Below are 13,171 nucleotides of genomic sequence, written 5' to 3'. Positions count from 1 at the left end.
CGATGGATAAAATCTACGGCCTTCACGGCCAATAGCCAAGTGACCTGAGGATATCGCTTACACGGGCAACACTATGCCCCCTGCTCCACGATTCTTTCGCGGCCGGCGTACACATTGAGGCTCGCGCCCCGGCTGAAGCCAACCAGCGTGATGCCGGATTCCGCAGCCAGTTCCGCCGCCAGGCTGGAGGGCGCGCTGACGGCAGCCAGCACCGGGATACCGGCCATGGCAGCTTTCTGCACCAGCTCAAAAGATGCCCGCCCTGAAACCTGGAGTACCGCACCGCGCAGTGGCAGCTTGCCGGAGCGCAAGGCCCAGCCCACCACCTTGTCCACCGCGTTATGCCGGCCGACGTCTTCCCTGAGGCAGAGCAGTTCGGTGCTGCCGTCATCGTGGATTCTGAAAAGTCCGGCAGCATGGACACCGCCGGTCTTGTCGAAGACTGCCTGCGCCTCGCGGAGGCGGTCAGGCAGCGCGGCGAGGGCAGCCACGGGAAGGGTGAGGTCGTCTTCGCTGGGGCTGTGGTGTGAAGACTTGCGGACGGCCTCGATGGAATCCGTGCCACAGATGCCGCACGAACTGGACGTGTAGACATTCCTGCCCGTGTCAGGGCGGACGACATCGGGGCGGAGCTGGGCATCCACGACGTTGAAAGTCTGTACCCCGTTCTCGTCCTCCCCCGAGCAAAAACGCTCTGAAATCAGCTGGGAAGGCTCCCAGATGATGCCCTCCGAGACAAGGAAACCCGCCACCAGGTCAAAGTCGTCCCCCGGGGTCCTCATGGTCACCGAGAACGACATGTCGCCAAGCCGGATTTCCAAGGGCTCCTCCACCGCGAGTACGTCTTCCTTGAAGCGGACCGGGTGCTCCAATGCCTGGGGCGAGCCATCCAGGACAAACTTGTGCACCTTCCGGCGCTGTGTCACGCGTCCCATGTCAGGAACCGACCTCCTCATGCCTCACGAAACGTACAGTCATTGCCTTATAGCCGGGGGTGTTGGATTCCCGGGCCACCAGCTCACGGTGCACCAACGCATTGGCTTCGGGGAAGTACGCCGCGGCGCATCCCTTTGCCGTTGGATACCCGATCAGCCGGAACTTGTTGGCCCGCCGCTCCGACCCGGAGAACGTGGAAACAACGTCCACCAGTTCGCGGTCCTGGAATCCGAGCTCCGTCAGGTCCTCCGGGTGGACCAGGATCACGCGGCGCCCGTCCGAGACACCCCGGTACCGGTCATCCAAGCCGTAGAACGTGGTGTTGTACTGGTCATGGCTGCGCATCGTCTGCAGGATCAGGTGGCCGTCGGGAGCTTCCAGGTATTCGAGCGGCCGCACGGAGAAGCGGCCCTTGCCGATGTCCGTTGCGAATGTCCGCGTATCCCGGGGCGGGTTGGGCAGCACAAAGCCGTTCTTGGTACGGATCCGGGTGTTGAAGTCCTCAAATCCGGGGATAACGCGGGAGATGTGATCCCGGATCACATCGTAATCCTCGGCCATGGCGCGCCAGTCCACGCCGTGGTCGTCCCCCAGCGTCGCCTGCGCCATGCGGGCAACGATCACCGGTTCGCTGAGCAGGTGTTCGGAGACCGGCTCCAGCCTGCCCTGTGTTTTGTGGATGACGGACATGGAGTCCTCCACCGAAAGGAACTGCTTGCCCTTGGGGTGCTTGTCATCCATGTCCGTGCGGCCGAGCGTGGGCAGGATCAGCGAAGTTTTGCCATGGACAACGTGGGCGCGGTTGGGCTTGGTGGAGATGTGAACGGTCAGTCCCGCCTTTTTCAGGCCCTCCTCCAACGCGGCGGTGTCCGAGCCTGCGGCTGCGAAATTTCCACCCATGGACACGAACACATCCACCTCACCCTTTTCCAGGGCGTGCTGGGTTTCCACTGAGTCGTAGCCGTGGTCCCGCGGCATCGTGAAGCCGAATTCCTTATCCAATGCGGCAAGGAAGGATTCCTTCGGCTTCTCCCAGATGCCCATGGTGCGGTCGCCCTGGACGTTCGAGTGGCCACGGACCGGACAGGCGCCGGCGCCGCGCTTGCCGAAGTTGCCCTGCAGCAACAGCAGGTTGATGATCTCGCGCAGTGTGTCCACCGAGTGCGGCTGCTGGGTCAGTCCAAGCGCCCAACAGATGATGGTGGCCTTCGAGGCCGCCATCATCGAGGCCACCTTCGTGATCCCGGCCCGCGACAGACCCGTTGCCCGTTCCGTTTGTTCCCAGTCCAGCACAGAACGCGCCTGCCGGTAGGCGTCAAAGCCTTCGGTCTGGCTTTCGATGAATGAATGGTCGACGACGGTACCCGGGTTGAGTTTCTCTTCCGCCAGGAGCAGGTGGCCAAGTGCCTGGAACAGCGCCAAGTCACCCCCTACCTTGATCTGCAGGAACTCGTCGGCGATGGTGGTCCCGCCACCGATCACGCCATTGAGGGACTGGGGGTCCTTGAAGTTCAGCAGTCCGGCTTCAGGGAGCGGATTGACGGCCACTACCTTGCCGCCGTTGTTTTTGCAGTCGCGAAGGGCGGACAACATGCGCGGGTGGTTGGTTCCCGGGTTCTGGCCCACCACCAGCACCAGCTGGGAGTGGTGGATGTCCTCAAGGGAAACGGTGCCCTTGCCGATTCCGATCGTGGGGTTCAGCGCACTTCCCGAGGACTCATGGCACATGTTGGAACAGTCCGGCAGGTTGTTGGTGCCCAGGCTGCGCGCGAACAGCTGGTACATGAAGGCGGTCTCGTTGGCTGTCCGGCCCGAGGTGTAGAACACGCACTTATCCGGGGTGGTGGCGTTGATGTGGTCCCCGACCAGCGCGAAAGCTTCCGTCCAGCTGATGGGTGAATAGTGCGTGTCCCCGGGCCTGATCACTACCGGCTCCGAAATGCGGCCCTGGCTGCCCAGCCAGTACTCCGTTTTGCCTTCAAGTTCGGCGATGGAGTGGTCGGCCCAAAATTGTGAGCCAACAGTGCGCGTAGTGCTTTCTTCGGCGATGGCCTTGGCACCGTTCTCGCAGAACTCCGCAGGGCTCCGCCGTCCGGTGATGGACTCCGGCCACGCGCAGCCCGGGCAGTCGAAACCATCACGCTGGTTGACCCTCAGCATGGAACGGACAGTGCGGGTTACTCCGGCTTGGGCGTAGCCGCGTTCGAGGGCCACTGTGACGGCTTTGACTCCTGCCGCGGCTCGTTTGGGCGGGTGGATCTGCAGGTCATCTTCATTGATGTCCTGTTCGGGAGCATGCCTGTTCATGAGTCCATCATTGCACCTTGCAGCCGCTGGTTTTCGCCACAAGTAACACTGCAGCCGCCTCGCGCTCAGGCGTCCAGTCCGCTCCAGTCCACAGGTCCCGACGACGGCTTCCGCTGCGGGCGCGCGGCCGTTTTCCGGGGCTTGTCCTCGGGGGATTTGGGCACGGGCAACGCCCTCCCCCAGGGCAAGGGGAAAGCCTGGACAGGTTCACCCAGCTGGACTCCATGCGGGGGAACCACCATCACGCCGTCCGCACCGGCGAGCCCACGCATCATGCCCGGCCCCGCGTGTTGGGCCGGCGATGCCAGGCCGTACACCAGCTTGAACGGCATTAGCCGCGTCCGTCCGGGCTCCGCGTCGATGGTGGTGCCACAGGGAACCTCTCCCACCTCGCCCAGCTGCCGGTGCCCCAGCGCCGCAAGCAAAGGTGCCCCGATGGTGAACAAGGCCATCATGGCCGCCAACGGGTTGCCCGGCAGCCCCACCACGAAGCGGCCGTCCGGCAGCTCGGCCAAAACGGCGGGATGCCCCGGCCGCATAGCGATGCCGTCAATCAGCAGCCGGCCTCCGAGTTCGGCCACAGCCCGCCGGAAATGGTCCGTACCGGAGCGGCCGGTCCCGCCGGTGGTAATAACGACGTCGGCAGGCGGCTCCGCTTCTGCGTCCGGATCACCCGGTGCCGGCTCCGTGTCCTGGAGCGCAGCCAGCCACTCCTCGTAGCTGTCGCCCACCCTGAGCTGCTCCCCTGCGATACCGCCGAGGAGTTCCACCACGGAACCAAGCTGTGGCCCGAAGGTGTCGCGTACCTGGCCAGGCTGCGGCACTCCGCGTTCCACTACCTCCGAGCCCGTCAACAGGAACCGGACCAAGGGTTTGCCTACAACGTCTAGGTGGTCCAGGCCCGCCAGGGCCGCGAGGGCAATGTGCGCGGGATTTACGACTGTTCCGGCCTTGAGCAGGACGTCCCCAGCTGCGGCTTCTTCCGCGGCTTTGCGGATGTGTTGGCCGTTGCGCGGTTCCCCCGGCTTGGCGGCGCCGCCGAGCGCGAGAAGCGGCAGGCCGTCGTCGTCCGTGGTGATGACGCCGCTCTCGCTGCGCAGCACCGCCTTGGCGCCTGGAGGTATCAGGCCACCGGTGACGATCGGGCTTGCCTGGTGGGGTGCCAGCCTCTGGCCGGGGTCACTGAGTATCCACGGACCGCTTCCGTTCACCGCCCAGCCGTCCATGGCGGAGGATGCGTAGTGCGGCATGTCCTGGACCGCCAGGGCATCCGACGCAAGGGTCCGGCCAAGGGCGGCCTTCAGCGGGACCGGACCGGCCGGTATGGGCGTGGCGACGTCGAACGCACGCTGCCGGGCTTCCTGCCAGGTGTGCGCCGCGTGGTGGCCCTCGCCGGGGGCCTCCGTCATTCGGCGTCAGTCCCGGATTCCGAGTACTCCTTGGCAATCTTCCGGGCCAGGTCCAAGGCGGCATTCATGGAGGCATCATCGCTGGCCTGGCCGATGCCGCGGGCCATGCCGGCAGCATATCCGGCAATGAAGGTAGTGAGCGGGGCAGCCGGGCGGACCACGGAGTGCGCGGCCACTCCTGCCACAGCGAGCACCTCGTTGATGTCCACTTCCACACCCTCCAGCTCAAAGGCCTGCAGCAATGTGCGGCACCAATCCTCGAGCGTCTCTTCCTGGCTCTTCACGTCCGCCTCCAACTCGTAGTCAATACCCAGGGCCGCGGCGTCTTCCCACGTATCCACGTCATCCGTAGACCCTGCCGGGACGTCAACGTCCAGCAGGTTCAGCCTAGCAAGCAGCCTGAACACCGGAGAGTCCGTTAATCCCGAACCTGCCGACGCCACAGCCACTTCCCGTTCCAAGGCAGCTGTGCTGTAGACCCCCAACAAAGGCTGCTTGCGGCCGTCAACGGATACCGCCATAGCCCCCTCCACCGTGGGATTCGCCTGGAGCGCCTCCAACAGCCGGCCCAGTCCCTCGGAGGCTCTGGGCATATCGCAGGCCAGAACCAGGGTCCATTCAGAGGGCGGCCTCGTTTTCAGGACTGCCAGTCCTGCCGCAATCGCAGCTGCAGGCCCGGCAAAAACAGGCTCCTCACGAGCGATCAGCACCGATTCGGGCAGTGAGTCATTCTGAACGCCGGGTCCCACCACAACCACCGCTGCCGCACCCCGGGCAGTCTTGAGGGCATGCGAAAGGAGGGTGTCGCCGTCGTACTTCAACGATGGCTTGGGCACGCCACCGAGGCGGGTGGCCCTGCCACCCGCCAGAATCACGGCGTTGAACTCCATCCGCCCAGAGTACCCGGACGGCCGGAGCTGAGCAGAAATCGATCAGGCAGCGGATTCCGGCAACAGGAACGGGTCCCAGTCCGGCGCAGGTTTCTCGAGTTCTTTGATCTGCCACATGGTTCCCTGGGGCACACCGGGTTTGAAACGGAGTTTCCATCCCATTTCGGCCAGTGTGTGGTCGCTCTTGGCGTTATTGCATTTCAAGCACGCCGCAACCAGGTTTTCCCAGGAATCCGCGCCGCCCCTGGATTTGGGGTGGACGTGGTCTATGGTGTGGGCTGTTTTCCCGCAATAGGCGCAACGATGGCCATCGCGGCGAAGAACTCCGCGACGGCTCACGGCAGTGATCCTGTTGTACTTGGGACGGATGTAGCGGTTCAGGAGGATTACGGAGGGGCGTCCGAGAATCTCCTGTGGCCCGACGACAGGCTCGTCGCCTTCGGCCACTACGCTAGCTTTCCCAGTGAGCACAAGGACCAGCGCCCGGCGGAAGGTAATAACCGCCAGCGGTTCATATCCAGCATTCAGAACGAGTGTGCGCATGCACGTACCTCTTCACGGCCGCACCCGTCAGGGGCACGAGGGCCGGCTGCCCTCTGCATGTACGGGCTGTGGATCGACAACACAAGAGTAAGCACTTATATGCCGTATCAACGAATTTATTTGTCGATTCGCTCACAGTGTCCGCAAAAATTCATGCGCGGTTAAAGCAGAACACCCCGCCGGCAACTGCCTGCGGGGTGTTCCTGGGAGTCAATGACTAGCCGTTGACGCGGATGAAAACCGGTCCGGAGCCGACGTTGACGCTGAACAGTGCCGTGGTGGATCCGTTCCATCCACCATGGACTGCCATGCCGTTGCCGACGTAAACAGCGATGTGTGCCTGTCCGGCAAGACCGCCGTTGGCGTAGTAGGCGAGGTCGCCGGGCTGTGCTTCGGCTGCGCTGACGGTGCGGCCGAGGGAGAGGTAGCCGGCGGGCCAGTCGTGGAAGTGGATGCCGACAGCAGCAAGGGAGTTGGTGACCAGCATGGTGCAGTCCTGCGTGACGCCGAGCTGAGCGTAGGCGGCGGCAGCAATGGCTGCGCCGAGTCCGCTGGAGGCTGCCGGAGCTGCAGGCGCCGGGGTTGCGGCGTTGACGGCCAGTGTGGCGTTGGCGGCCGGAGCCGTGGTGGCCTTGGGCGTCTTTGCTTCAACCTTGGCTGGAGCCTCTTCCACTACGGGAGCGGGAGCTTCCACGGTGGTGACAACAGGACGCTCGTAGGAGATGGCGACCGTGGAGTCCGCCGCGATCGTGGCCTGGGCAACCGACTGGACGTCGAGGGCGGAGGTCGCCGTCGACTCGCGGTCCACGTTCGATTCAGCAGCGTTGGCAGCGATACCGCTGGTCAGGACCAAACCTGAAGCTGCGGCGATGACTGCTGCCTGGCGGCCGACGCCACCGGCGTTGACACTGACGGCCTTGGCGATCACGGCAAGCGAGCTGGTCTTGGGGGCCTCAGCGCGGTGCCGTGCAACTTTGTTTGCACTGGTCATTGTTTTTCTCTTTCGTATCCGCAGGCAGTTGGGGTACCTGCGGGTAGTGGGCCGGCTGGCAGGGGTACGTCAGCCAGCCCCGAATCGGTGTGTTTTAGCGGAGGGTGAAGAAAGAAGACGTGCCCGTGGAAGCCACGGAATGCAGCAGGGTGCCCTGTCCGGGGTTCAAAGCGCTGATCATCATGCCGTTGCCGACGTAGATACCCACATGGGCTCCGCCGTTCTGCATGACAAGGTCACCGGGCTGCGGCGTGCTGGTGGCCTTCATCGCCGTCCAGGCGTTCACGCGGGGGATGCTGATGCCGGCCTGCGCGTAGACCCACTGGGTGAAGCCGGAGCAGTCCCAACCGGCGGGGGTGGTGCCGCCCCACACGTACGGGGAGCCGATTCCGGTGTAGGCGATGGCGGCGAGCCCGGATGCTGCCGCGCTTGCAGCGGAATCCTTGGTTTCGGAGGACTTGGCGGTGACTGCCGTGGCGTCATCTGCGGTGCGCTCGGTTACCTGGGCTGCCCGCTGGACGACCTTGGGGGCTTCCTTGGTGGCCACGACCGGGCTCTCGAAGGAAACGGTGGCTGTGGGCTCTGCGGTGACAACTGCGGTGGCAGCCAGCTGCTGGGTGCTGGAAACTTCCGAGGTGGTGACATCGGTGCCGGCGGCGTTGGCCGGCAGTCCGACGGTGAGGACGAGGCCTGAGGCTGCTGCCAGCACGGCGGCCTGGCGGCCTACGGTACCGGCGTTTGACGAAACAGCCTTCGAAAGAGTGTTCAACGGGTTCGAACGAACCGTTTCAGCGCGGTGGCGCGCAGGGGTAGTGCGTGATGACACGTAGGTAGCCTCTCCCAATGCCTGCGAGGTGAGCTGTCGGATTCGGATGGGAGTCATCCGGCCGCGCTGCTTCCTGGGAAGCTTTGCGACTTAACCCCAAGGCCTTCATGCGAAGACCAAAAGTGGTTCCCCCGCCCCTGCCAGACGAATTTTGCGAACGGACCTCGAGTGGTGGCAGAGCTAGGCAATCCACTCAAGTGCATCGGCCCCCTAAAAAGCCGATGCGCTCTGAAGGTTATAACAATTGAAAGCGAATGTCACATTCAGGTCACGAGACGTGTCATCAATGCGAGAGAGGACCATCAACTGGCTTAGAGCCAGCCCATGGGGTCGACGACTTCGCCGTTGACCTGGACCTCGAAGTGGAGGTGGCAGCCGGTGGAGGCGCCTGTGGTGCCACTGAGGGCAACGGTGTCGCCGCGGTTGACCGTCTGGCCCACTTGGACGTTGAACGAAGACAGGTGGTTGTACGTGGTCTCAAGGCCGTTTCCGTGGTCCACGACCACGCGGTTGCCTCCGCCGTACTCATGCCATCCGGCGAAGGTCACTTTGCCGGCCGCAGCCGCGTGCACGGCAGTGCCGCACTGGGCGACGAAGTCCTGGCCGCGGTGGAAGTCGCCGGTTCCGCCGGTCAGGGGGCTGACGCGGTAACCGAAAGGCGACGCCGTGACCAAGGAGTCAAGGGGGCTGCCCAGGGTTCCCAGGGAGGAGGACCGCTGGATGCTGCCGGCGGACTGTGCGCTGAGCAGTTGCTTCAGCTTTCCATCGGGGTCGGCGGCGGTGGCAACAGCTGCACGGCTGAAGTCGATTTTGGCCGATGCTGCCGCGGAAACCTCGGGCTGGCTTCCTACGGGGCCGCCAACGGCGAGGGCGGATTCGGTCTGGCCCGATTCCGAGGTGGCCATGACGGGGCTGGTAGCCGGCAGCCCGACAGTCAGGACCAGGCCGGTGGCGGCAAGCGCAACTCCGGCCTTCTGCCCGACGCCACTTGCTGCGGCGAAGTCGGCAACCTGGCGCATCGGGCTCTTACGGCGGCGCACCTGACGTTCGGTGTCGCGGGGCCGGATCTCCGTTACGACGCGGGCTGGCCGCAGCTCAGTAGCGGGGCCGGACGCACGACGGCGGCCCCTGACGTTCTGCGATGTCAAACTCTGTTCCTCTCTCAAAAGCCTGCGAAGTTAGCTGTCGGATTCGGGTCAGAGAGTTCAAAGACCCGGTCCGCACGAAGCACTCACGGCACACAGGTATCCCAAAAGGGACTTGCGTTAGTGGGCACTTCTGCTGCGGACTTCACCCCAAGGCTGCTTCTTTAGACAGCCGCTTGTGGTTCCCCCGCCTCTGCCAGTGGTGGTGGTTCACCCAATCCGCTGGCAGAGCTCGGCTCCGGATCAGGTAGCGCTTTGGTATCAGCGCTAGTAGATAACTATAGGGGATTAAGGCCCTCGGTAATAAATTCGTTATCAACAGAAAACGCGACCGCAGCGGCGGCCCCTTATCACTCTTTCCGAAAAAGTGCAGGTCACACGCGCGCGGGCAACGCAGAAGTGAGGTTTGACACGTGAATTTCCGACCCCGGAGGGCGGTCGGTCAGTTGAGGGAGACGAAGACGTGCGCTGCAACTTCCGGCGGAAGCTCCAGTGCGCCCTCGATGCCGGGCACGCGTACCGAGATGTACTCGCCCACGCGTTCGAGGGATACCGGCGCTCCCGGCCGGATCCCGCCCTCGTCCAACTGGGTCAGCAGTTCCGGCTCAACCTGGATAGGCTCGGCCAGCCGGGTGATGACCACGCGCGAATCCGAAGCGTAACTGTCCATGGCCTGGAGGAGGTTGACGTCGATCCTTGGGAATTGCTGGCCGGTCAGGCCGCCCAGGGCTTCGAGCCCGGGAATGGGATTGCCGTACGGAGACTCGGTGGGGTGCTCAAGGAGTTCGTAGAGGCGGCGTTCGACGCGTTCGCTCATCACGTGCTCCCAGCGGCACGCTTCATCGTGCACGTAGGCCCAGTCGAGACCGATGACATCTGCCAGGAGACGCTCGGCCAAGCGGTGTTTGCGCATGACTTCGGTGGCGCGCTTGCGTCCGGCCTCGGTCAGTTCCAGGTGGCGGTCGTTCGAGACGATGACCAGGCCGTCGCGCTCCATGCGGCCGATGGTCTGGGAGACCGTGGGGCCGGAGTGCCGCAGGCGTTCGGCAATACGGGCCCTGAGCGCCACAATGTTTTCTTCTTCAAGCTCCAAAATGGTCCGAAGATACATCTCAGTGGTATCGATCAGATCCGTCATCCAGCTCAGCTCTCCTCGAACGCAGTTTCTTGCGTAATCTCCACCGTACCGCGTCCCATGCCGGGGCAGGCGGTGCCACCGCCACCCATGAACGCCAGCTCCCAGCTTAGCTTATTTGGAATTACTCCGGATAATTTTCCCCGGCGTCCTTGTCGCATTCCAGTCGCATCCGGTTGGTCCGCGTTCCACGTGGCGGACTATAACGACCGCAGGTTCCTGCGCGCACGCCTCGTCAGGCAGAATTGGGGAGTCGAAGGGGCAGTTGATGCCACCTGCCACCTCCCATCTTTGACCGATACACATTGGAGCCACCGTGAGCGACAACAGCATCACCATTCCCGCCGACCTGCTGCCCAAGGACGGCCGCTTCGGTGCAGGACCGTCCAAGGTCCGCCCGGAGCAAGTCGAGGCCTTGTCTGCTGCTTCCAGGACCATCCTTGGCACCTCCCACCGCCAGGCCCCGGTTAAGAACCTGGTGGGTTCCGTCCGCGAGGGCCTCAGCCAGTTCTTCCGCGCTCCTGAAGGCTACGAAGTCGTGCTCGGCGTCGGCGGTTCCACCGCATTCTGGGACGTCGCCGCCTTCGGCCTGGTGGAGAAGAAGGCCCAGCACCTCTCCTTCGGCGAATTCGGTTCCAAGTTTGCTGCCGCCACCAACAAGGCCCCGTTCCTTGATGCCTCGTCCGTCCTCAAGGCAGAACCGGGCACCCGCCCCGTGGCACAGGCGGAGGCAGGAGTGGACACCTACGCCTGGCCGCAGAACGAAACCTCAACCGGCGTCGCCGCTCCCGTAAAGCGCGTTGCGGGCGCCGACGAAGGTTCACTCGTCCTGGTGGACGCCACCTCCGCCGCCGGCGGCCTGGACGTGGATGTAGCGGAGGCTGACGTTTACTACTTCGCACCTCAGAAGAACTTCGCGTCCGACGGCGGACTGTGGCTTGGCCTCTTCTCCCCCGCTGCGCTGGAGCGCGCCGCGCGCATCAATGCAAGCGACCGCTGGATCCCGGACTTCCTGAACCTGCAGACCGCCATCGACAACTCCAAGCTGAACCAGACGTACAACACCCCGTCACTGTCCACGCTGGTAACCCTGGATGCCCAGGTGCAATGGCTGAACAGCAACGGTGGATTGGACTTCGCCAGCAAGCGCACGGCCGATTCAGCCAGCCGCATCTACTCCTGGGCCGAAGCTTCCGAGTACGCCACGCCGTTCGTCGCCAAGGCTGAGGACCGCTCCAACGTCATTGCGACCATCGACTTCGACGACTCGATCGACGCCGCGACCATCGCCAAGGTCCTGCGGGCCAACGGCGTGGTGGACACCGAACCGTACCGCAAGCTCGGCCGCAACCAGCTGCGCATCGCCACGTTCGTGGCCATCGAGCCGGACGATGTTTCCGCCCTGCTGGCCAGCATCGACTACGTCGTAGGCGAACTGAAGAAGTAATCCCCGCAGGGTTGAACGGAGCCGCCTGGGTCATTCCCGGGCGGCTCCGTCGTTAAAGTGCGCTCAGCGAACCGACGCTGGCCGCCGTCGCCTTACTCGGCCCCGGCTTCGTCCTCGTCCGCCGCGTCTTCCGGTTCGACGTCGTCCTCGCTTTCGGCGGGGCCAGTGGCCTCATCCTCGGCTGCCTGCACGGACTCCTCGGAGACGTCGCCCTCGGTTTCCTCTACCAACGGGGTCTCGTCTTCGGGGCGGACGCGCTTGGCCCACGGCACCCATTCCGGAGCCAGGATTGAATCCTCGGACGGCAGCAGGCCGAGCTCGCTCACCGTGACGATCTTGGAGCGGGAGTTACGGGTCACCACTGCATACCACTGCCAGCCGCCGTAGCCGGCCAGCTTGGACTCGAACAGGTGGGTGACCACCCGGTCGCCTTCAGACTTTGCGCCCAGGTGTGCCCCCACCTCGCCCGGCTTCGCTATGCCCTCCACTGCCTTGCGGGCAGTATCGACGGCGGCGGCCAGGAATGCATCCGGCTTGCCGGTGCGCCACACGGGCAAACCGGCACGCGGCTTGGCGGGCGCAGGCTTCCGCGAGGAAGCTTCGCCGGTGGCAGGAGTGCGGGCACCACGAGGACCAGCCCCGGTGTTACCCAGGGCATCCGTGGCCGGTGTAGTTTCCTGTGCGGATTCCGAGGTCATGGCAGTCCTAGGCTTCCAGCTCGTCGGCAACCTTGCGCAGCGCCATGCTGATGGCCTTGGCCTTGTTGCCATCAGGGTACTTGCCCGAGGACAGGGAACCGGACAGGTTGTCCAGGACGGTGACCAGGTCCTGCACCATCGGGGCAAGGTCCTTGGCGTTCATGCGCTTGGCCTTGGCGATGGACGGGGTCTTTTCCAGCACGCGAAGGCCCAGTGCCTGTGCGCCGCGGCGGCCGTCCGCCACACCGAACTCCACCCGGGTACCGGCCTTGAGCTCGGTTACGCCCGCGGGCAGGGACGTCTTGGGCAGGAAAACTTCCTGGCCGTCTTCAGCTGCCAGGAAGCCGAAGCCCTTTTCCTTGTCATACCACTTGACCTTGCCGGTAGGCACGTAATCAACCTTCTTCGTTTTTGCGTGGGAGACACGCCGGGCCGCTACCGCATCCGCAGATTGCTGCGGGATCGAGGGTGACAGCCCGGTCCGTGTTGGTCTGTTCCTTCAAGGTTATCCTGCCCGACCCCCTAATCCCGCTTTGTCCGGCCCTGTTCCGGCAACGTACAGCGTCATTTGTGTGACCCGTCCACTCCCGGCCGGCTCCTGCTAGCGTTGATGGCATGACTTCCCCGGGTTATCGCCGCCCCCTCATGATGGCGGCCGTTGCCATCGCCGTCCTCTCCCTGGCCGCCGTTGCCGCGGTCATCGCGGTGGCCTACAACGGCGGGTCAGCGCCCGTCTGGGTTACTTCCACGGCGCTCTACGGCCTGCCCGTGGCCTTCATGCTCGCGGTGGTCCTGGTGCTCGACGCGGTCCGTCAACGCCGCCGCCAATAGCACCTGTCCTTCC

13 protein-coding genes and 2 riboswitches are annotated in these 13,171 nt (G+C 64.3%); of the genes, 2 read left to right on the top strand and 11 right to left on the bottom strand.

Annotation, left to right across the window (positions count from 1 at the left end):
- Positions 1 to 71 precede the first annotated feature (71 nt).
- From fdhD to N5P29_RS05090, 9 genes are all read right to left on the bottom strand, one after another.
- On the bottom strand, positions 72 to 935 hold the full coding sequence (gene fdhD, locus N5P29_RS05130; protein WP_262277575.1) for a formate dehydrogenase accessory sulfurtransferase FdhD: 864 nt from the start codon (positions 933 to 935) through the stop codon (positions 72 to 74).
- A 1-nt stretch (position 936) separates the two neighbouring features.
- Positions 937 to 3,243, bottom strand: a complete 2,307-nt coding sequence (locus N5P29_RS05125) for an FdhF/YdeP family oxidoreductase (protein ID WP_262277574.1) — start codon at positions 3,241 to 3,243, stop codon at positions 937 to 939.
- A 65-nt stretch (positions 3,244 to 3,308) separates the two neighbouring features.
- Positions 3,309 to 4,652 (bottom strand): molybdopterin molybdotransferase MoeA, encoded by a 1,344-nt coding sequence (locus N5P29_RS05120; protein ID WP_262277573.1) that lies wholly within the window; start codon positions 4,650 to 4,652, stop codon positions 3,309 to 3,311.
- A complete protein-coding gene (locus N5P29_RS05115) occupies positions 4,649 to 5,542 on the bottom strand; it encodes an NTP transferase domain-containing protein (protein WP_262277572.1) in 894 nt (297 codons plus the stop codon). The genes N5P29_RS05120 and N5P29_RS05115 overlap by 4 nt, the downstream gene beginning before the upstream one ends.
- Positions 5,543 to 5,584: 42 nt before the next feature.
- On the bottom strand, positions 5,585 to 6,085 hold the full coding sequence (locus N5P29_RS05110; RefSeq protein ID WP_144662688.1) for an HNH endonuclease: 501 nt from the start codon (positions 6,083 to 6,085) through the stop codon (positions 5,585 to 5,587).
- Between the two features lie 217 nt (positions 6,086 to 6,302).
- Positions 6,303 to 7,076 (bottom strand): NlpC/P60 family protein, encoded by a 774-nt coding sequence (locus N5P29_RS05105; protein ID WP_262277571.1) that lies wholly within the window; start codon positions 7,074 to 7,076, stop codon positions 6,303 to 6,305.
- A gap of 94 nt (positions 7,077 to 7,170) precedes the next feature.
- Positions 7,171 to 7,902, bottom strand: coding sequence for a C40 family peptidase (locus N5P29_RS05100; protein WP_262277570.1), 732 nt, complete (start codon positions 7,900 to 7,902; stop codon positions 7,171 to 7,173).
- Between the two features lie 4 nt (positions 7,903 to 7,906).
- A riboswitch (cyclic di-AMP (ydaO/yuaA leader) is annotated at positions 7,907 to 8,075 on the bottom strand.
- A 138-nt stretch (positions 8,076 to 8,213) separates the two neighbouring features.
- Positions 8,214 to 9,050: a M23 family metallopeptidase gene (locus N5P29_RS05095; protein WP_262277569.1), complete on the bottom strand. Its 837-nt coding sequence runs from the start codon at positions 9,048 to 9,050 to the stop codon at positions 8,214 to 8,216.
- A 4-nt stretch (positions 9,051 to 9,054) separates the two neighbouring features.
- Positions 9,055 to 9,295: riboswitch (cyclic di-AMP (ydaO/yuaA leader) on the bottom strand.
- Between the two features lie 194 nt (positions 9,296 to 9,489).
- Entirely contained in the window at positions 9,490 to 10,185 is a 696-nt protein-coding gene (locus tag N5P29_RS05090) for an iron-dependent transcriptional repressor DtxR (protein WP_262277568.1), read from the bottom strand.
- A gap of 313 nt (positions 10,186 to 10,498) precedes the next feature.
- Here N5P29_RS05090 and serC point away from each other — a divergent pair, with 313 nt between their 5' ends.
- Positions 10,499 to 11,629, top strand: coding sequence for a phosphoserine transaminase (gene serC / locus N5P29_RS05085; protein ID WP_262277567.1), 1,131 nt, complete (start codon positions 10,499 to 10,501; stop codon positions 11,627 to 11,629).
- Between the two features lie 92 nt (positions 11,630 to 11,721).
- On the opposite strand, the gene N5P29_RS05080 is transcribed toward serC, so the two are convergent.
- The gene (locus N5P29_RS05080) at positions 11,722 to 12,327 is read right to left on the bottom strand and encodes a DUF3027 domain-containing protein (RefSeq protein ID WP_262277566.1); all 606 of its coding nucleotides are present in this window, start codon (positions 12,325 to 12,327) and stop codon (positions 11,722 to 11,724) included.
- A 7-nt stretch (positions 12,328 to 12,334) separates the two neighbouring features.
- Entirely contained in the window at positions 12,335 to 12,718 is a 384-nt protein-coding gene (locus N5P29_RS05075; RefSeq protein WP_090820714.1) for a cold-shock protein, read from the bottom strand.
- Between the two features lie 224 nt (positions 12,719 to 12,942).
- Between N5P29_RS05075 and N5P29_RS05070 the strand changes: the two genes are divergently transcribed.
- Positions 12,943 to 13,158: a hypothetical protein gene (locus tag N5P29_RS05070; protein WP_262277565.1), complete on the top strand. Its 216-nt coding sequence runs from the start codon at positions 12,943 to 12,945 to the stop codon at positions 13,156 to 13,158.
- The last annotated feature ends 13 nt before the right edge of the window (positions 13,159 to 13,171 follow it).

Source organism: Paenarthrobacter sp. JL.01a, assembly GCF_025452095.1.
In the GTDB taxonomy this organism is placed as follows: Bacteria; Actinomycetota; Actinomycetes; order Actinomycetales; family Micrococcaceae; genus Arthrobacter.
Note: the sequence above shows the minus strand (reverse complement) of the source record. Positions and strands in the feature narration are given on the sequence as shown.